This is a genomic window from Nonomuraea thailandensis (assembly GCF_024172165.1).
Classification (GTDB): Bacteria; Actinomycetota; Actinomycetes; order Streptosporangiales; family Streptosporangiaceae; genus Nonomuraea; species Nonomuraea thailandensis.
Genome location: NZ_JAMZEB010000001.1, coordinates 545,135 through 564,048 on the forward strand (window position 1 = coordinate 545,135; position 18,914 = coordinate 564,048).

The following is an 18,914-nucleotide window of genomic DNA, read 5'->3' on the forward strand; positions in this document are numbered from 1 at the left end:
CACTCCGTCGTCGATCACGACCGTCTCTGCACTCAACCTCTCTTCCCGGTAAGCAGGTAGGTCACTGTGCTGTCCCCCGAAGGAACGCCACCGGTCCTCTGGAGCGGTTGGCCCGGTAAGGGCTCCTGCGGGCCTCTCCCTACACAACGCAACGGCGCACGGGCCGCACAGTCGCGCTCGTCATTGCAAGCGATAGATGCCAGACCGGACTCGGGAGACCGTGGGTGTGAAGGCTGGCGAGCTCGCGGGTCCGGGGTCGGGTGCGCGGGTGTAGGCGGTGGCGATGAGACGATCGACGGTCATGGCATCAGCGATCGGGCATGCCGGATCCGTCCCCTCGGCAGCGCTGCGCGCGAAGTCGGCCAGTAAGGGAACGTGCGGGTTGATATCAGGCGGGTGAAGCATGCGGACGCGGGCGTCGTCGATTCTGCCGCGAAGCATCCCCGAGTCCATGGGGTCCGCTTCGAGGTAGCCGCCGTCGAAGGTCACCCTCAGACGATCGTGTGGCCTGCTCTCTGAGCGTTCGACAGCGACAGCGGCCTTGGTGCCTCGCGGCCAGGTGAGCTGGAGCGTCGCCTGGCGTTCGGCGCCTCTCGGGAATCGCCGATCGATCTCGCCGGTGATTTCCACGGGCTCGCCCAGCAGCCACAGCAACAGGTCCAGGCGAGGGCCGCCCAGGGCGGCGAGTAGCCCGCCTCCGGCCACGAACGGGTCGGCATGCCACCGCCGAGGATCGAAGGAGGCTCTTTCGAAGCCAGCTCGCACGGAGAACTCGATCGTGTGGACCATCCGGTCGGCGAGCAGTTCGCGCAGGCGGATGAACGCGGGTGCTGTACGCCGGTAGGAGGCAGCCGCGACGACTGGACCAGAGGTCAGGTCAAACCCATGCAGTGTGGGGACCGAACAGCGCCGGCCGGGAGGAGTCGGTTGCGGCAGCGGGAGCGGCAGGCCGAGCGGCATCTCGACAAGCGCGGGCAGCCCGGCGCGGTGCGCGGCGCCTGCCAGGGGTACACGTGCGGCCACGGGCACGGCCACGTAGACCAGGTCGACGGAGTCGAGCAGGGCGTCGTAGTCGTCGGTGACGAAGCCTACGTCGTACTCACCGATCAGGGCACGTGCCCGCTGAACGTCTCGCGCCCACACGCCCACCACAGTCTGCGACAACGCCAACAATCCCGGCAGCACGCGTTGCCGCACCACGTCACCGTATCCGGCGATGCCCCATCTCAGTCTCTTTCCAGGCAATATTCACAACTTTCACTGTTCATGCGGAAGCGGTGGCACGAGGAGCCCGGGTGGGCGACGGCGCTAGAGGTCGCCCGCCCAATGCGTGGCCAGGCGGGCTGTGCCGCTTGACTAGTCCGCGACTCACCAATCACGGTCATGCGCGAAGGAAACGGCTGGTCATTCCGGCGCGCCTGCGATGGCGTCATCGGCAATCGCCACAAATGTGTAGGCGGAGGCTGCCGGTCCCGTGCCACCTGAATTCGGCGATTTCGCCTCTCATGGATTCCGGCGGCAACTTCGAGCGCACATACTCATGCGCAAACCCCTCCACAAGAGGACTATATCGAGCGGGTCGGGCCCCTGGCCAACTCGCGGAAATCCACCTCAGAGGATCATCGAATTCCTGCCAGCCTGAACAGATTTAGTGCCAGAAAAGGCGTCAGGCGAATCACCGAAGGTACGGAGCCGTCACCCTGGATTCAGGGATGTCGTCCTGGTGCCGGGACGCCGCTTCTTCTCACCCAGGGGCGTCATGGGCTGGTCAAGGAGAACGGGCCAGGCCTTGCGTCCATGAAAGGAAACGTCCATGGGGCACTCCGCACCGCCAGTCCAGCCTCTCTACCGCGCGACCTCGGCAATGTCACCATGCTGTGTTCGATGACAACGCCTTCGAGAGCTCCCGCTCAGCGCACAGCGGGGAGCCGCACGACCTACCGGGCATGATCACGGAGCGCGATCCCTGCCACCGTGCACGGTACAGCCGAGGCCAGACTCAGGACGAGGTTTAGGAAGGAGAACTTCTGGCATGAACGCGAACCATACTGAGCTCACCCTCGACGAGGCCCGTGCCAGGCTGGGCGACGTGGTAGACCGTGCCGCCCGTACTGGGCAGATCACCTATGTGACGAAGGACGGTCAGCGGGTCGCAGCCATCGTCCCCACCGAGCGTATCGGACGCGCGGCCGACATCTCCCTCTCCTTGACCAGCGTGGACGTCATCGCCGAAGAGACCGGCGCCTCCATCGAGGACGTACGCGCGGTGATCGAACACATCAGTGCCCTCGATATCGGGGAATCAATCGCGACCATTGATGACAGCAACCTGGTAGGTATGGAGACCGTTGCCCTCTACGCCGTCTATGAGCGGCTCGGCCGAGTCATCAGGTTCGTCCGGTCAAGGCAGGCCTGCGAGCCGGACACCGTGACCTTCACCATCGCGGGGCTCGACATCACCGAGACCTCCGTCGTCGACGGCACCACTCACACCCGCACCGACACGGGCGCCAATCTGCGTGACGTCGACGAGTACCTGAATGCGCGCGCCACAGACCTCACAGCTGAGGGCTTTCACGAGGACGTCCCGACGCCTCGGGACCGGTCGTAGACGACGAAGTCGCCGGTTGACGCACCACGATGACCAGCCGGCTGCGGCGCTCCGCCACGTTCTCCGGATGTCCAGCAAGCATCAGGCCTTCCACTCGAGCCCGGATCGGTGGGGCCGGGTCGGTGGCGGCGAAGGTGCTCTGGGCGCCGATCGCCCCGCGCTGCCGCCTCTGGTGGCCGAGATCCGGCGTACAGCCCCCTCCTGGAGCGCTTCACGAGCTGTCCGGCTTGCCTCGCACCGGTCGACGCCCCGCAGCTAACGCAGTGTCGGCGATCCCGTCCATTCAGCCGTGCAATGCCCTGAAGGTGCTGGGCTCTGTGCGGCAAGCAGCCGCCAAGCCGTGAGCTGGTCGGGCGCGACGGGGACCAGGACGTACTCCTTCATTGATGTCGCCCTTACCTCCGGTCACCGCCTTGCATGTCGGGGGGAGGACGCGTTCACGTACTTCAAACGCCCAACGCGCCGACGAACTTGTCGATCTGCCGTTCCGGGCTGACCGATCTCAGTAGTCCGCCACCTCGGCACCCGGCCATGATAAGAGTCCGATCGCGCCGGCTTCCTTGTTGTGCACCGCCACCGCTTCAACCAGGTCCCGTTCGTGGCGACCCTCACGGCCGTGCTGACGCATCTGAAGGGCGCCTCGACGGTGTCGCTGCGAGCGTCGGCGACCGACTCCGACGGCAACGCGGCCAAGGTGACGGCAATCCGCGCGTACAAGCTACGCCGAAAGCCGCGGCAGCAAGGCGGCCTCCGATGGCCGGGTGGGTCGGCCGGGTGGCCGACCCACCCGGCCATCGGAGGCGCGCATGGGCCTACCGGACCGGCCCGGTGCGGCCCGGTGAGCCGGAATGACCGCTCAGACTCGCGGCCACCCTGTCCGGGGTGGGTTCCTCCATGACGTCCACCACTTCGCCGTCTCGGATGAAGAGCACCCGGTCGGCGTACGCGGCGGCGGTCGCGTCGTGGGTGACCAGAATGACGGTCTGCTTCAGGGCACCGACGACCAGTCTGAGCATGGCCAGGATCTCCTGCCCCGACCGGGTGTCGAGGCTCCCGGTCGGCTCGTCGGCGAAAACGACCTCCGGGCCGGCCACCAGCGCGCGGCAGATGGCCACCCGCTGCTGCTGGCCGCCGGACAGCTCGTGCGGGCGGCGATGTACGTGCTCGGCGATCCCGGTCCGGCCCACCAGTTCCCGCACCCATGCCTGGTCCGCCCGCTTGCCGGCAAGCCGCATCGGCAGCTCGATGTTCTCCTTCGCGGTCAGTGCCGGTAGCAGGTTGAACCCCTGGAACACGAAGCCCACCCGCTCTCGCCGCACGATGGCCAGCTCGGCCTCCGTCAGCGCCGTCAGGTCGGTGCCACCCACGCTGACCGTCCCCGACGTGGGCTGTGTCAACCCGGCCGAGCACTGCAGCAGGCTGGTCTTGCCCGAACCTGACGGCCCCATCACCGCGGTGAACGACCCGCGGGCGAAGGCGTGGCTGACGTCCTTGAGCGCGGTGACCGCCGACGGCCCCGTGCCGTAGACCTTCCCGATCCGGTCGAGGCGGACCGCGGGTTCGATGCCGGTGTTCATGTCAGGTGTACCTTTCGTTGCTCATGGCCGCGCGCACGACCAGCAGCGATCCCAGCAGGGCCCCCGCCAGCGCACCGGCGCTGAGAGGAGCCAGCCAGCCGAACGGGATGAACGACACCGCGGTCGCCGCCCCGGCACCCGCAGCCGTGGCGTTCACGAACGCTACGGCGGCGACCGCGACCAGGGCCAGCGCCAGAAGGGGCAGCACCGTGAGTACGCTCTCCCGGCAGACCATCCACGCCACCTGGCGGCGGCGCATCCCAATCCGCCTCATGCCGACGAACTCCCCCCGGCGGTCAAGCAGCGCCAGGCACAAGCCGTTGATGGCCGATACCAGGCAAAAGAGTGCGATGAGCGCCGACATGTAGGGGAGCAGGCGGTTGTTCTCGGCACTCTCGGCCGCCTTGCGAAGGACATAGGCAGGCTTGTCGTAGGCGGCGATGGTCGCCCCCGCCTGGAGGGTGGCTTCCCGGTCGAGCGGACCGCGCACGTAGATGGCGACGTACCGTCCGGACGGCAGGTGCTCTACTGTGCGGTGCTGCGCAGGCAGCACCACCTTGGACAGTTCGTTGGTGTCGGGGTAGAGCGCGGCCACCGTGTACACCCTGTCCTTCGCCGCGCCCGGCAGCCGGATCCACACGGGCGATCCGATCTGGACCTTGCCGGCGGCAGCGGCCGAGTCGCTGAGGGCGACCTCCCGCTCGCCCAGGGCGTTGAGCGGGCGACCACGTATCGGCAGGTGCAACACCCGCGTGAGATCTCCGGTCGCCAGCGATCCGTACATGCGCGGCTGCGGCTCCTCACCGGAAGTCCGGCCTTCCATTCTGATGCTGATCGGCATCATATGGATGCCGACCGCGTCGGAGGTCCCGGCTGCGCCCACCAGGCGTCGCCGCAGTTCCTCCGCCAGCGCGTTGTTGCCATTCGCCGGCGTCAGCACATGATCCGCGCGGACCTGCCCGGCGGCCTGGTCCGCCTTGCGCCAGTCATAGAAGGACTGGGTGCCGACGACCACGCCGACCAGCGTCACACCGAGTATGAGGGACGCTGCGGCGCCGGCGAACCTGCGGTGGTTGAAGACCACGTTGGCGACGGCCAGGAGCCGCCCGCACGCCGGGATCGGGCGGCGAGCGGGCGCAGCAGCCGGCCCACCGCCAGCACGAACCACGGTGCCAGCAGCCCGACCGCCGCCACGATCAGGCACACCCGCACGAACTCCACGATCATCGTCCCGAGCGGTTGCCCGAAGTCGACCAGGTGGGCGGTTTCCAGCACCGCCAGGACCAAGGCCGTCACTAGCAGCGACAGACCGGTCAGGAGCCGGCCCCGGCCGAGGGCGCCACCCTCCGCCGGTGCCTGTCCGAGCGCGTCCCCGGGGCGGATCCGCAGCGCTCGCCGTACTGCCAGGAGACTCGCCGCCAGCGTCACCGCCAGCGTGAACAGCAACGTCCACAAGGCCGGGAGCGGCCGGTAAAACACCTCGAACGACACGCTCACCACGCCGAAGTCACGAAATCGCGCGGCGACCAGCGGCGCGACCAGCCCGCCGAGCGGCACCGCCAGCACGGCGGCGACCAGCGAGAACAGCAGCCCCTCGGCGAGCAGCAGCAGCCTGATCTGCCCCGGCCTGGCTCCGATGGCCCGCAGGACCGCGATCTCCATGCTCCTGCGCCGGATCGACACCCCCAACGCGGCGGCGACCATGCCGATCGCGATCAGCGCCATCACGTACACCAGAAACCACAACACGTTGTACCCGTCCGATGGCGAGCCGCCGGGTGGCAGATTCCCCTCCGCGGCCCCCCGGTCCGCGCCTGTCGCGATGCGGAACACCTGCGCCCCCGGCGGGTTGTACGGCTCCAGGATCCGGGCGACGGCCTGCTGGAGTTCATGCGGGTCGGCGCCGGGACGCGGCAGGACACCCAGGGAGGTGAACCCGCGAGGATGCCCGGCGAGCTCGGCGACGTGGCCATCGGTGAAGAACAGGGCCGACTGGTATCGCCAGGGAACGGCCGTCGCCGCCACCCCCGTCACCCGGTACGCCCGGGGCATCCCGGCGACCCGCACCTCCACACGATCGCCCACGGCCACCCGCGCCGCCGCGGCCAGCCTCGCGTCCACGACGACCTCGTCCTCCCGCCGAGGCGGCCCGCCCTGCCGGATGCCGAACGGGGTCAGCCTGGCGCTGCCCCAGCCGTGCCCGATCGGGTTGCTGTACTGGTCGCCCGCGACCTGCACCGGGGCGCCGCCGGCGAAGAACGGCGCGACCACGAAGTGCTCGGGCACCACCGCCGCCACCTGAGGCACCGCGCCGACCGCCGCCACCAGCCGAGGTGGGATCGCCCCCGGGATACCGCCCGTGGTGATGACCATCGGCGTACCGGCGTACCGCTCCACGACGGGCCGCTGCCGATCGGCGGAGTCCACGACGAACCAGAGCGCGCTGATCACCGTGGCGGAGATGACGAGCGTGATCAGCGCTCCCAGCACACTGCCCGGATGCCATCGCAACGTCCGCCACGCCATCCACACCACGACAGTCCTACCTCCACCCGTCACGCCCGCCTCCGACGGCGAGCCCCTCCCTCCAGCCTTCCGCAGGCACCCGCGTGTGGCTTCCGTCGCAGGAAGGATGTTCCAGGGGTACTCCAGACCCCCTGCGGTCCAACCTTGGGGGTACCCGAGTCCCCTGGCATGCTGACTTAGTGGTCCTGCCCGTAAGTTCTTCGGGGTCAATGGCTGAGGTAGAGGTCGCAGGCGCAGTCGAGGGCTTCTTGGGGTGTGCCGGCGGACATGCCGGTGGGCAGGATCTGGTTCTCGTACGTGCCGCTGCTGGCGAGGTAGAGGCCGAACCCCCAGATGGAGGCCGATCCGCCGTAACGGAGGCGGATGAGGGGCAGCCGGTCTCCGCCGGTCAGTTCGCCTTCGACGTAGGCGAACCGGCCGTGGTAGCGGACGTTCAGGCCTGCCAGCTGTGGCCAGTGATCGCGGGCGTGCTGGCGCAGTCGCTGGGCCAGGGAGGTCTTGGTCGACTCCGGGATGGCGGGCATGAGCTCTATCTTGCCGTCCGGCGTGTCGATCACGCTCCGGGCGGTGGATATCGGGGCAAGGTGGCAGCGCCCCTCGTCAGATCACCGAAAGCGTTGCGCGTGCCCGTCCCTTGTGCTCGTCAGATCGCCTTGACCGCCTCCGAGCGGCGGCGGTTGAAGAAGCTGGCCCATGCTCATACGGTCCCCTACCAGCAGGTCGTCCGTGTCCGGATCGTGCTGGATGCCGCGCATGGCTACTCCAACGCCCGGATCGCCCTGCGGCAGCGCGTCCATCTCGACACCGTCCGGCGGTGGCGTGGCCGCTATGCCGATCAGGGCATCGACGGGCTCAAGGATCGGCCCCGAAGCGGCCGTCCGCCCCGCTTTACCCTCGTCCAGCGGGCCGAGGTCACGGCGCTGGCCTGCCAGTTACCGGCCGAGACCGGGATGCCGCTGTCCCGCTGGAGCAGCGCCGACCTGGCCGCCGAAGTGGTCGGGCGGCGCATCGCCGAGGCGATGTCCGCCTCATCCGTCCGCCGGATTCTGGCCGCCGACGTGCTCAAGCCCTGGCAGCACACCTCCTGGATCTTCATCCGCGACCCCGGCTTCGCCACCAAGGCCGCCCGCGTGCTCGACCTCTACCAGCGCCTCTGGAACGGCCGGCCCTTGGCCGGCAACGAGTACGTGATCTCCTCCGACGAGAAGACCTCGATCCAGGCTCGCTGCCGCTGTCACCCCACCCTGCCGCCGGGACGGTCGCGGATGATGCGCGTCAACCACGACTACGACCGTGGCGGCGCGCTGGCCTACCTGGCCGCCTACGACGTCCACCAGGCCCGCGTGTCCGGGCGCTGCTCACCCAAGACGGGCATCGTCCCGTTCATGGACCTGGTCGAGCAGGTCATGTCGCAAGAGCCGTACGCCTCGGCCCGGCGGGTGTTCTGGGTCGTGGGCAACGGCTCCTCCCATCGTGGCAAGGCCGCCGCCGACCGGCTCGCCGCCCGGTTCCCCAACGCGGTGATGGTCCACACTCCCGTGCACGCGTCCTGGCTCAACCAGATCGAGATCTTCTTCTCCATCGTGCAGCGCAAGGTGGTCACACCCAACGACTTCACCGCCCTTGACCAGGTCGAAGACCGGCTGATCGCCTTCGAGCGCCGTTACAACGAGACCGCCCGGCCCTTCAGATGGAAGTTCACCCCGGCCGACCTCGAGGACCTGCTGGCCCGGATCGAGCGACACGAACAGAACGAGCACCACTTCCAGCAACCCACCGGCTGCGGCCACCAGCCTGCCGCACTACCAGCAACCATGTGAACCCCCGAATGACTTACGAGCCGGACCACTTAGCCACACAGAACAAGATGGAACGGTCCATAGATCTCCCCTGGCCGTGCCAGCAGATCAGCGGCGCGGCCGAAGGCGCTCCGGGCACACGAAGGCAGCTGGACCGCCTGCGGGAGAACGATCGGCGTACGAAAGAGGTGCGAACGTCTCGCCCGTGAAGGACGAGACGCTCGACCGCACCTGACTTCTTTCCTGCCACGCCCCTGACAAGGGGCTCCTTCATCATCGACAGTAAGAGCGGCTCCTGGCAAGGCAGATTCCTGCCAACCTCTACCACTTTGCGACAATTGGCCCTTTCCGACCTTACGGCCCTGGTCAGGCGGCTACCGGCGAGTGCCCCGGATTGCCTACGGTCAGGGCGCGGCCGGGGAAGGATGTGACGTCATCCAGGATCTCCTCCTTGCTGCTGTCGTTGAACGCCTCGTGGCTGCCGCCCGGATGGAACCACTCGGTGAGGTCGCTCCCCCGCATGGCCTCGCTATCCCGCCCCGGCTACCGGTGAGCTGCACGAGCTGTCGTCTTGGACGTGCAGCCACGACGTCGGCAGATTCCCCAACGTGCCGCCCCTGGCGATCGTGGTCAGCGCCTCGGCGACCGCCTCCAGCGTGGCCCGCTTGAACGGCCCGTGCCACACCAGCGGGGTCGGCCCCGGCCGTCTCCCCCACGGACGGATCGCGGGAGCGGAACGCCGGGTCGAGGGGGACGTCGGGGATCTCGTCGCAGCAGAGCAGCGTGGACAGGAGGTCTCACTCCCCGATCACGGGCCGGACAGCCGCAGCGCGGCCACGACGGCGCCGTGCCGGTGGACGTAGCGAGCGGCGATCATGCCGCCCATCGAGTGGCCGATCATCACCACCACCGGCACGCCGGGGTGATGCGCCCGGGCATGTTCCTGGACCGTGTGCACGCCGGTGACCACGTCCTCGAAGTCCCCGATCAGCACCCGGTCACCCTCCGACTCGCCGTGACCGACGTGGCCCATGCCGTAGACGGCGGCGCCGCACCGCACGAGCAGGGCGGCCACGTGCTCGTAGCGGCCTATGTGCTCGTCGTTGCCGGGGGTCAGGATGCCACATAGCGGGGCTGGTCGTTGGGCCACTCCCGGACCATGTTGAGTCCCCGGACGCCGGCGATGGGGTCTGTACGCGACTCGCTCTCTGTGCGGTCACGAGGTTGGTCATGTCAGTGTCGAGTAACGGGCGTCTGCCGACACTCGCAGCGCCGATCACAGGACTCGGGTCAGGCATGTCGGCAACCCGTGTCGAAATCAATGTCGGTGAACGGTGCGTGGAGTAGATTTCGACAGTGCTCTTCGGCTACGCGCGGATCAGTACCGCCGAGCAGAACCCCGACCACCAGATCGACGCACTGCTGCGCGCGGGCGTCGACCGCGACGACATCCATCTGGACAAGGCCAGTGGCGCCAAGTCCTCCCGGCCCAGCCTCGACCTGGTTCTCAAGCTGCTGCGCCACGGCGACACGCTGAAGGTCACCCGGCTAGACCGGCTGTCGCGCTCAGTCCTGCACTTGGTCACCCTCGGGGCAGACCTGCGCGAACGCGGGGTAGGACTGCATGTGATCGAGCAAGGAATCGACACCGACACGATGGAGGGCCGCGCGATGTTCGGCATGCTGTCGGACCTGGCCGAACCCCAACGCGAGCTGATCGTCGCCAACACGATGGACGGCCTGGCCTCCGCCCGTGCCCGCGGCCGGGCCGGCGGACGCCGGCCCAAGCTCACCACCGACCAGGCCGGCCTCGTCCAGCAGCCATACGACACGCGGGACAAGACCGTCCAGCAGATCGCGGACGTGTTCGGGGTGCCGCGCTCGACGGTGGACGGGCACCTGAAGGGCGACACCGTGCCCCGCCAGCCAAAGAAGACCCTGGACAGGGCGTAGTCGGGCAGGCAGTTGGTGCCTTGTTTGTCGTGGCCGAGCTAGCGGCCCCGGGCTTCGGCCATGGGGTGGCGGACGGCCGAGACTTGTCACATCGCCAGTAGCCACGCTCGCTCGTCTCCTCACGAAAAAACTTGACTCGCTTGTCATCCGGAACCGGTCCTGCATCGCGTCCATACCTATGACAGCTTGAGGACGGAGTTCATGGATGGACGATGGTTCGACAGCTTCGTGGTGCATCGCTACGAACGGTTACGACATTCGGCCTTTCTGCTTACGGGAGACCTTGGGACCGCTGAAGATGTTGTGCAGTCGGCACTGGCGAAGGCCTGGGTGGCGTGGGGGCGGATCAAGAGCAATCCCGATTCCTACGTGTACCGGATCCTCGTGAACACCCACATCTCGTGGTGGCGCCGGAAATGGCGTCATGAGCTGCCCTCCGTGGACGTGCCCGACCATCCCGACCCCCACGACTTCGCCGCCGAGGTGGAACGGCGGCAGGCGCTTCTGACCGCCATCGGCGGGCTGTCGAGGAGGCAGCGGGCGATCGTCGTGCTGCACTACTTCGAACAATTGACACTGACCCAGTGTGCCGAGGTGCTCGGAACGGTCAAGACGCAGCTCGGCCGCGCCCTGAAACGGCTCCGCGTCGATCCGGAAATCCAGCCAGCGGAGGTGGAACGATGAGCTACACCGAAGAGCACTTGCGCGCGGTACTGGCCGAGCGCGTGGCCTCGGGCTCTCCTGACGTGCAGCAGATTGTCCGACGGGGCCGCCGCATCAAACGGCGCAGGAGGGCAGGTTTCACGCTCGCGGGCCTCGGCGCGGCCGCCACCGTTTTCTTGGGGGTTCAGGGCGGCTGGGTGGGTACGGCCCCTGTGGCGGAACGGCGGCCGGCGACGGCATCGGCGGCGCCTAGTCTGCCGCCCGAAGACATGCGAGCCGTGCCCCCCGCTCCATTGATCGCGAGCCAGTCGTCCGCCACCTTGCCCTCCGGCAAGACCGTGAAATTCCGGCCGTTAAGCTTCTTCACCTCGTACACGGTCGTCTGCACCGACCCGGAGGCGTGGGTGATCATCCGGCGGGAGGGCGGTGGCGGAGGCGTGGGACGGTGTGGCCAGAAGGGCGCGAGCAGTCACTCGAGCAAGGAGTCGGTGGCGTCCGGGTGGTTGGAGCGCACGCAACAGATCGAGGTCTGGGTCTTGCCCGCCGACGCCCCGATCCACGACCTGAGGCGAGGCGCCGGTTCCGGCCTCTACGCCGGATGCACGGTGGCCAGGAAGGACGTGAGCTGGTGCGACGGCAAATACCTGCAAATTCCCCTGGTACGGCAGCCTGGCGCCCTGAAGAAGCTGGTCGAGGAGACCAGGTCACGTCCGGGGGCATGGGTGGTCGGTGTTTACGACCGAGCGGACGCGACCGACCCAATCCCAACGGCGACCACCACCGTCACCCTGAAGCCCACAGGTTGAGATCGTCGCGTTGAAGAGGCACGGGTCGCGCCCTGCAATCACAGCGGGGTTGGGAGGTGACACTGGGCCGCCCGGCCCCGCTCTCGTGCGAGCGGAAATCCCGGCCGGGCAGTTCCAAGACCCTTATCCGTCGATGTCCGGAATTGTCCGGTCGCATTACCTTGATCGGCTGCTGTCGCCATGTGAAGAATGGAGGCCATGCATGCCTTTTAACAGTTGTCGCCGGACGAGTGTCGTCAGCAGTGCCATGAGGTCATATGGCATCCCCAGGGGAGAACCGGTGGCGGGCCGGAGTTGCCGTTTCCGGCGTTGCGGCCGTACTCATCCTCATGGTGAGCTCAGTGGTCAGCGTGGTGATCGTGATCACCGCCTCAACGGGGGTGGGGGGCGAAACGTCGGAGGTCTCTTCGCGTGAGAGGATTCAACTCGCAAAAGCGGCCAACCCTGTCTCATCGCCCACTCCGGGGACGCTCCAGGCGCCTGTGGTGTCGGTCTCTCCCCCGCCCTCTTCCTCGACGGAATCGCATCCTGCGACTTCACCTGGCCCAAGCCCCACCTGGACAGGCAAACCGGGAGGGGAAATCTACTACGGCACGTTCAGCAAGGAAGAGTGTGTCAAGAGGGGCGATGAAGGGCTTGCAGCACAGAAATGGTCCGATTACACCTGTAAGCAGCTCCCCAAGCGCGACGGGCCGCCAAAGCCCGGCGAGCTCATAGAGGACCTCGGGGTTGTCACCGGGCAAGCTACAGGCGACTATCGGCTCTGGGTGGTGGATTGGCTATGCCGGATCAGGATGGAAAAAGATTGCAACTAGCCTCGATCACTCAGACTCAGAGCGGATCAGCCGACTGTTGAACCTCGGCCCGAGGTCGAGCTGTTTGCCCCATGTCGAGCTCGAACTTGCCGTACAGGTTAAGATGGGACCAGAACAGAGCCGACAGGGTGCCGGTCGGCGTCGGTGAGCTTCTTTCTTCGATCTTGTGTCGTAGCTCCAGGAACAAGAAGTAGGTCTTGATCGCCTCGGCCCGTGACAGGCGGGTGCCCTTGGCCGCACCGCGTAGTACCTGGCCGAAGTAGGCGTCGGCGTCGGCCGAGCCATGCCCGGACCTGCTCGATGGGGATCACCTCAGAGCTGATCGTGGCGTCTGACAGGCCGGCAGCCGCGCGCGAGCACGAACCCGGCCAGCACGTCGGTCTCGAACTCAACCAGCTCTTCAGGGCCGACTTGTCGCCCTTCTTGATCGCGACCATGTCGTCGGCGATCAGAACGGCGTCGTCACGGCCGGAGGTGTGCCAGCAGCTGTTGCCGCCGACCACCAGCGTCGCGCATGCGTTCAACGTCAAGATGACCGGCAGCGGATGACGGCGGCCACGGGTCGAGCGATGATCGGGGACGGACGCCAATCGGGCCATCAACGCCGCTTCCATCGCGATCGGGTCGGTCGTCAGTTCCGCTTCCGTGGTCAAGCTGATCGCGGTGACATGACGGCTTTCCGTGGAGGGTCACTCAGGATCCATCCCGGCACTCTTTCTCCGCGCAACGCCGCACAGCGAGCGGACGTTCCGATCGATTGCCGGTGAAGCTGACGGAATGCACGTGGGTATCGACGGTCGTGTCAGGGCTCGCGCTCGCGCAGTACGCCGTGGGCATCGGCGGCCCTAGGCGATTCCGTCGCGTTGGGGTGATCTAGCGGGTGAACAACCGAAAGCTAAAGGCCCGCCGGGCAAGTCAGCCGTGATCCGGCAGGACCAGCAGGTAAGTCCGGGCATAGGCGAACTTTGCTCCACGAGGCCAGTCGAACTCCCGCAAGATCGCCGACGCCTGCTCGTGGACCTCCCCGTTGACGCGAACCTCGGCCAGCTTCACATCCCGATCACCGCCGCAAAGGATCTTGACCCCGTTGAGGTGCGGATGGTCGAACGACCCGGCCAGCGCGCCACCAAGGCGCGGCAGAATCTGGGACTCGGCGAACCATTCGGTGAGGGGTTCGACGTCACCGTTCATCGCGACGACTCCTACCGGCCCGTGGATCACGTGATGGCCCTGCAGCCCTCCCGGGTCGTCGTGCTGGAAGTGTTCGGCGAGTTCGCCCCGCTGATAGAGCAACTCCATGAAGGCCGCCCCGGCCGTCATCGCCCACATCTCGACGGCCTGCTTGATACTCGCCTCTTTGGTGCCACCTACCCCGCTGGTGCAGTCCCACAGGATGGGCGCCTCCTGGTTCTTGGCGTTGAGGTCAATCCCGAGGTCGAGGTGAGCAGGGCCGCCGTCGAAGTCCAGTTCGCGGATCACCACCGCGCTGTCACCCGGCCCCCAGACCATCCCGTCCCTGACGCGCCAGCGTTCGCCGTACGATGCCATCCGCTTGGCGATGGCGTTCAACGCGAACTTCACCTGAGGGTGGACGGAGGCGCGCCGTCCCCGGCGGCTTGTTCTGCTCATGCCCCGCAAATGTAGTGGAGATCGGGTGCCTTGGTGCATGGCATTTCCCGCGGCCGGCACCTGGCTCGCCGGCGGCGTCCTCGACTTCTTCACGCCGATGCCGACCATGATGGAGTTGCCTGTCAGAGCGACTCGCACGTGAGAACTCCGCGTCCTCTTGCGGCCTTTTCCGAAGTCGGATTTGGCAGAAAACAGTCGCTAGTTGGCGTATTTTCCATCACCGTGGCCATCAGGACTTGTGTGGCTTCCATGGGGTCCATTCGCCGCACCGCCTCACCTCATCCGCGACTGAGGGCGACATCCGTTCCGCCGCCAAAACTCCGTATTTGGTACGGATGCTTTCCGGACACACCGCCGCTAGCCTCGGTGATCGTTCGCGTGAACCACCCGCGAACCACGAAGGAGCAGCAATGGTTTCGTCCACCTTTCCAGAAGCCGCCCGTAGACGGTGGCCGGCGGCACTCGCGCTGACCGCATTAGTCATCCCCGGTCTCAGCATCCCGGCCACTGCCGAGAACGGCTCCGAAGAGCAGAAGACCTACATCGTTCAGATGGCCTCGGACCCCGTGGTGACCTACGACGGCGACGTGACCGGGCTGCCCACCACCAAGCCGGAGCGCGGCAAGAAGATCGACCCTGGCTCCCCCGAAGTGAGCCGGTACGCCGACCACGTGCGCGCCCAGCACGACGCCATTCTCCAGAAGGTCGGTGGCGGCAAGAAGCTCTACGAGTACGTCTACGCCTACGACGGCTTCGCCGCGCGGCTGACCGCCTCCCAGGCCACGCGCCTGAGCGCCCAGCCCGATGTCGTGGCCGTGCGGGAGGACACGAAGGTGTCCACCCAGACATCGTCGACGCCCCGCTTCCTGGGCCTCGACGCGCGTGACGGCCTCTGGCGCAGGCTCGGCGGCCCCACCGGGCCGAAGGGCGCCGGCGACGGCCTGGTCATCGGCGTGATCGACAGCGGCATCTGGCCCGACTCCAGAAGCTTCGCCGACCCCGATACCAGCGGCAAGAGATACAAGCCGGTCAAGGGCTTCCACGGGACGTGCCCGAAGGGTTCCGACGGCTCCTGGAAGGACGGGACCTGCAACGGCAAGCTGGTCGCGGCCCGGCACTTCGGCGCGGGATGGGGCGGCGACGCGGCGCTGAAGGAGCAACTGCCGTGGGAGTTCGCCTCGCCGCGCGACTACAACGGCCACGGCACCCACGTCGCCTCCACCGCCGGCGGCAACCACGGCGTAGCGGCGACCGGCCCCGCCGCCGCGTTCGGCTCGATCAGCGGCATCGCGCCGCGCGCCAGGATCGCCGCCTACAAGGCGCTCTGGTCCACGGCCGATGGCGCCTCCGCCGTCGGCTACACCTCCGACCTGGTCGCGGCCATCGACCAGGCGGTGGCCGACGGCGTCGACGTCATCAACTACTCCGTCTCCGGCACGAGCACGGACTTCCTCGACCCGGTCGAGATGGCGTTCCTGGCCGCGGCCGAGGCCGGTGTCTTCGTCGCGGCGGCCGGTGGCAACAGCGGCCCGGCTCCGTCCACCGCGGCGCACCCGTCCCCGTGGATCACCACGGTCGCGGCCGGCACGCACAACCGGGGCGCGCAGGGCACGACGACGCTCGGCAACGGCGCCACGTACACCGGCGCCTCGCTGGCGTCCGCGAAAGCCGGGCCCGCACCGCTGATCGACGCGGCCGCCGCCGCCCTGCCGGACACCGACGCGACCAAGGTCGCACTGTGTTACGCCGCCCGGGACAACGACGGCCAGGCGGTTCTCGACCCGGCGAAGGTCAAGGGCAAGATCGTCGTCTGCGACCGTGGCGTGACACCCCGGGTCAACAAGAGCACCGCCGTCAAGGAGGCGGGCGGCGCCGGCGTGATCCTCACCAACACCGACGAGAACTCGGTCAACGGCGACCTGCACACCCTGCCCACCGTGCACCTGCCCCTCGCCAACCGCCAGGCCGTCAAGGACTACGCCGCCACCGGCGGCGCGAGCGCGACGATCGAGCAGGCCAGAATCAGTGACGACGCCCCCGCGCCGTACGTCGCCGCGTTCTCCTCCCGCGGACCGCTCAGCGCCGGCGGCGGAGACCTGCTCAAACCCGACGTGATCGCACCCGGGCAGGACATCCTGGCCGCGGTGGCGCCGCCCGGCCACTCCGGGCAGGACTTCGACCTGTCCAGCGGCACCTCGATGTCCTCACCCCACGTCGCCGGCCTGGCCGCGCTGCTGAAGGACCTCCACCCGAGCTGGTCACCGATGGCCGTGAAGTCGGCGCTGATGACGACCGGCCGTGACGTGCGCGACGGGCCCGGCACCGACGCCGCCGTCACCTTCGCCCAGGGCGCCGGCCACGTCACCCCGAACGACGCCGCCGACCCCGGCCTGGTCTACGACAGCGGGATCGAGGACTGGCTCGCCTTCCTGTGCGGCAGTACCAGGGCCATCGACAAGAAGGTCTGCGACGCGCTGGCCGGCAAGGGCTACACCTTCGACGCCAGCGACCTCAACCTCCCCTCCATCTCGGTCGGCCGGCTGTCCGACACGCAGACGGTGACCCGCAAGGTCACCAATGTCGGAGACTCGACGGCCACCTACACCGCTTCCGTCGCCGGCCTGAACGGCATCGAGACGAAGGTCTCCCCCAGCAGGCTCACGTTGCGACCGGGCCAGAGCAGGTCGTTCACGGTCACCTTCACACGCACCACCGCCCCCATGAACGTCTTCCAGAGCGGGCGGCTCACCTGGAAAGACGGACGCCACCACACCGTAGGCACACCGCTGCTCGTCCGGCCGGCACAGGAGAAGTGGGCGTCCATCTACGGCGTCGCGGGCGGAGTGGACAGCGCCGAAAAGATCGTGCTCGATCCCAAGGGCGAGCGCGTCTACGTGACCGGCTCCAGCTACGGCAGCACCCCCGGCCTGCTCAAGCCGGCCATGGCCACCGTGGCCTACGACGCGGTCACCGGTGCGCAGGTGTGGACCAAGACCTACGTCGGTCCCGCGGCGGACTACGACGAGCCGCAGGCCATCGAGCTCAGCCCGGACGGCAGCAAGGTGTTCGTGGCCGGCATCAGCGCCGCCACCACGACCGAGACCGACGCCTTCACGATCGCCTACGACGCCGCCACGGGTGACGAGCTCTGGACCGTCCGGCACAACGGCGCCGGCGGCCAGTCCGACTACGCCGGGGACATCACCGCCTCCCCCGACGGCAAGAGCCTCTACGTCACCGGCATGACCTCGACGGGTGGCGGGGGCGAGGCAGACTACTTCACGGCCGCATACGACGTGGACAGCGGCGAACGCACCTGGCTGGCGCACTACGGCGGGCCGGGCGGCGGCGTCGACGACGCCAGGACCGTGGTGGTGACCCCCGACGGGACGAAGGTGTTCGTCAGCGGTCAGAGCTCGGGCGCGGACGGCACGGGCCTGACGAACTGGGGCACCGTCGCCTACGACGCCGGCTCCGGCCGGCAGTTGTGGGCCGCCCAGCACAACGGTTCCGGCAACGAGATCGACGTCTCCGAGGACGCGGCGGTCAGCGCGGACGGCAAGGTCGTGTTCGTCACAGGCCAGAGTGTCTCGCAGGACACGCAGAGCGACATGACCACCATCGCCTACGACAGCGCCACCGGGAAGGAGGTGTGGACGGACCGCTACGACGGTCCTGCGCAGCAGGGCGACCACCCCAAGAGCGTCACGGTCGCTCCCGACGGCAAGGTCTACGTCACCGGCAACAGCCAGGGCGAAGGCACCAGGGCGGACTACACCACGATCGCGTACGACCCCGCGACCGGCGCGCGGACGTGGGTGGCCCGTTTCGACGGTCAGGCCCAGGACGAGGACTTCGCCAAGCAGGTGAGCACGACCCCGGACGGCAGCAAGGTCATCGTCACCGGCAAGAGCGCCGACGTCCCCGCCGGTGACGTCACCCCGCCCAACCACGACTACGTGACCGTCGCCTACGACGCGGCGAGCGGCAAGCAGGTCTGGCTCGGCCGCTACGACGGGCCGGCGGGAGCGCCGGACGAGGCGAACGCGCTGGCGGTCGGCGCGGTGGACGGCGTCGGGGTCCGCATCTTCGTCACCGGAGCGAGCGCTACCGTCTCCGGACCGGTCTTCAACACGGAGTTCGACTTCACCACCGTGGCGTACGTCGAGAAATGGTGACCGCTCAGAACTGCTGATACGAGGAGCCGGCGCGGAGCCGGGCTCGTCCCCGGCCGGCCGGGGACGAGCCCGGCTCCGCCGGAATTGTCGGTGGCGTCCGGCATGATCGGCCCGTGACCGCCGACGCGCGTGCGAGTCCTTGCGTTCCGCGTGCGAGGCGCAACGGCCGTCATGCCCATCACCCCAGCGCCACCCGTTCCTCAAGGAGCCTTCATGACCACCGACCAGCCGCTCACCTGCTCGAGTTGTCATGGGGTGATCACCGGCGTCCCTGCCGCCGCCCATACGTCCGCCCGGGGCCGGCTGATCGTCACCAACGGATACTGTCGGGGTGACTGCTTCCCTTCCGAGCCCCTT

15 protein-coding genes are annotated in these 18,914 nt (G+C 68.0%); 7 read left to right on the top strand and 8 right to left on the bottom strand.

Annotation, left to right across the window (positions count from 1 at the left end; translation table 11 throughout):
• Positions 1-180: 180 nt before the first annotated feature.
• Complete coding sequence (locus HD597_RS02555) at positions 181-1,245, bottom strand: Gfo/Idh/MocA family protein (RefSeq protein WP_276082668.1); 1,065 nt, start codon at positions 1,243-1,245, stop codon at positions 181-183.
• 787 nt (positions 1,246-2,032) lie between these two features.
• On the opposite strand from HD597_RS02555, the gene HD597_RS02560 reads away from it, so the two are divergent.
• Complete coding sequence (locus HD597_RS02560; RefSeq protein WP_253740065.1) at positions 2,033-2,611, top strand: type II toxin-antitoxin system prevent-host-death family antitoxin; 579 nt, start codon at positions 2,033-2,035, stop codon at positions 2,609-2,611.
• 812 nt (positions 2,612-3,423) lie between these two features.
• Here the strand turns inward: HD597_RS02560 and HD597_RS02565 are convergent.
• The 4 genes from HD597_RS02565 to HD597_RS02580 form a co-directional block, all read right to left on the bottom strand.
• Positions 3,424-4,188 carry an ABC transporter ATP-binding protein gene (locus tag HD597_RS02565; RefSeq protein WP_253740066.1) on the bottom strand — a complete coding sequence of 255 codons (765 nt, stop codon included), beginning with the start codon at positions 4,186-4,188 and terminating at the stop codon, positions 3,424-3,426.
• Position 4,189: 1 nt separating this feature from the next.
• Positions 4,190-5,218: an FtsX-like permease family protein gene (locus HD597_RS02570; RefSeq protein WP_253740067.1), complete on the bottom strand. Its 1,029-nt coding sequence runs from the start codon at positions 5,216-5,218 to the stop codon at positions 4,190-4,192.
• On the bottom strand, positions 5,215-6,747 hold the full coding sequence (locus tag HD597_RS65680) for an ABC transporter permease (protein ID WP_253740068.1): 1,533 nt from the start codon (positions 6,745-6,747) through the stop codon (positions 5,215-5,217). The genes HD597_RS02570 and HD597_RS65680 overlap by 4 nt, the downstream gene beginning before the upstream one ends.
• A 173-nt stretch (positions 6,748-6,920) precedes the next feature.
• Positions 6,921-7,271 (bottom strand): hypothetical protein, encoded by a 351-nt coding sequence (locus HD597_RS02580; RefSeq protein WP_253739774.1) that lies wholly within the window; start codon positions 7,269-7,271, stop codon positions 6,921-6,923.
• 96 nt (positions 7,272-7,367) lie between these two features.
• Here HD597_RS02580 and HD597_RS02585 point away from each other — a divergent pair, with 96 nt between their 5' ends.
• Positions 7,368-8,534 carry an IS630 family transposase gene (locus HD597_RS02585; protein WP_253739772.1) on the top strand — a complete coding sequence of 389 codons (1,167 nt, stop codon included), beginning with the start codon at positions 7,368-7,370 and terminating at the stop codon, positions 8,532-8,534.
• A gap of 345 nt (positions 8,535-8,879) precedes the next feature.
• Here the strand turns inward: HD597_RS02585 and HD597_RS02590 are convergent, their stop codons facing one another.
• Positions 8,880-9,035, bottom strand: a complete 156-nt coding sequence (locus tag HD597_RS02590) for a hypothetical protein (protein ID WP_253740069.1) — start codon at positions 9,033-9,035, stop codon at positions 8,880-8,882.
• 286 nt (positions 9,036-9,321) lie between these two features.
• Positions 9,322-9,663, bottom strand: coding sequence for an alpha/beta fold hydrolase (locus HD597_RS02595; RefSeq protein WP_253740070.1), 342 nt, complete (start codon positions 9,661-9,663; stop codon positions 9,322-9,324).
• 206 nt (positions 9,664-9,869) lie between these two features.
• On the opposite strand from HD597_RS02595, the gene HD597_RS02600 reads away from it, so the two are divergent.
• The 4 genes from HD597_RS02600 (at position 9,870) to HD597_RS02615 (ending at position 13,299) form a co-directional block, all read left to right on the top strand.
• Positions 9,870-10,466, top strand: a complete 597-nt coding sequence (locus HD597_RS02600) for a recombinase family protein (RefSeq protein ID WP_253740071.1) — start codon at positions 9,870-9,872, stop codon at positions 10,464-10,466.
• A gap of 201 nt (positions 10,467-10,667) precedes the next feature.
• Entirely contained in the window at positions 10,668-11,150 is a 483-nt protein-coding gene (locus tag HD597_RS02605) for a SigE family RNA polymerase sigma factor (protein WP_253740072.1), read from the top strand.
• Entirely contained in the window at positions 11,147-11,935 is a 789-nt protein-coding gene (locus HD597_RS02610; RefSeq protein WP_253740073.1) for a hypothetical protein, read from the top strand. The genes HD597_RS02605 and HD597_RS02610 overlap by 4 nt, the downstream gene beginning before the upstream one ends.
• Before the next feature lie 1,115 nt (positions 11,936-13,050).
• The gene (locus HD597_RS02615) at positions 13,051-13,299 is read left to right on the top strand and encodes a hypothetical protein (protein WP_253740074.1); all 249 of its coding nucleotides are present in this window, start codon (positions 13,051-13,053) and stop codon (positions 13,297-13,299) included.
• A 366-nt stretch (positions 13,300-13,665) separates the two neighbouring features.
• Here the strand turns inward: HD597_RS02615 and HD597_RS02620 are convergent, their stop codons facing one another.
• A complete protein-coding gene (locus HD597_RS02620) occupies positions 13,666-14,331 on the bottom strand; it encodes a DUF6348 family protein (protein WP_253740075.1) in 666 nt (221 codons plus the stop codon).
• A 458-nt stretch (positions 14,332-14,789) separates the two neighbouring features.
• Between HD597_RS02620 and HD597_RS02625 the strand changes: the two genes are divergently transcribed.
• A complete protein-coding gene (locus HD597_RS02625) occupies positions 14,790-18,557 on the top strand; it encodes a S8 family serine peptidase (protein WP_276082669.1) in 3,768 nt (1,255 codons plus the stop codon).
• Positions 18,558-18,914 lie beyond the last annotated feature (357 nt).

What these genes read in the sequence shown, in the direction of transcription:
- HD597_RS02560 (WP_253740065.1), top strand. Translation starts at nt 2,033, where the DNA reads ATGAACGCGAACCATACTGAGCTCACCCTCGACGAGGCCCGTGCCAGG.
- HD597_RS02605 (WP_253740072.1), top strand. Translation starts at nt 10,668, where the DNA reads ATGGATGGACGATGGTTCGACAGCTTCGTGGTGCATCGCTACGAACGG.
- HD597_RS02615 (WP_253740074.1), top strand. Translation starts at nt 13,051, where the DNA reads ATGGGGATCACCTCAGAGCTGATCGTGGCGTCTGACAGGCCGGCAGCC.
- HD597_RS02625 (WP_276082669.1), top strand. Translation starts at nt 14,790, where the DNA reads ATGGTTTCGTCCACCTTTCCAGAAGCCGCCCGTAGACGGTGGCCGGCG.
- HD597_RS02610 (WP_253740073.1), top strand. Translation starts at nt 11,147, where the DNA reads ATGAGCTACACCGAAGAGCACTTGCGCGCGGTACTGGCCGAGCGCGTG.
- HD597_RS02590 (WP_253740069.1), bottom strand. Translation starts at nt 9,035, where the DNA reads ATGCGGGGGAGCGACCTCACCGAGTGGTTCCATCCGGGCGGCAGCCAC.
- HD597_RS02565 (WP_253740066.1), bottom strand. Translation starts at nt 4,188, where the DNA reads ATGAACACCGGCATCGAACCCGCGGTCCGCCTCGACCGGATCGGGAAG.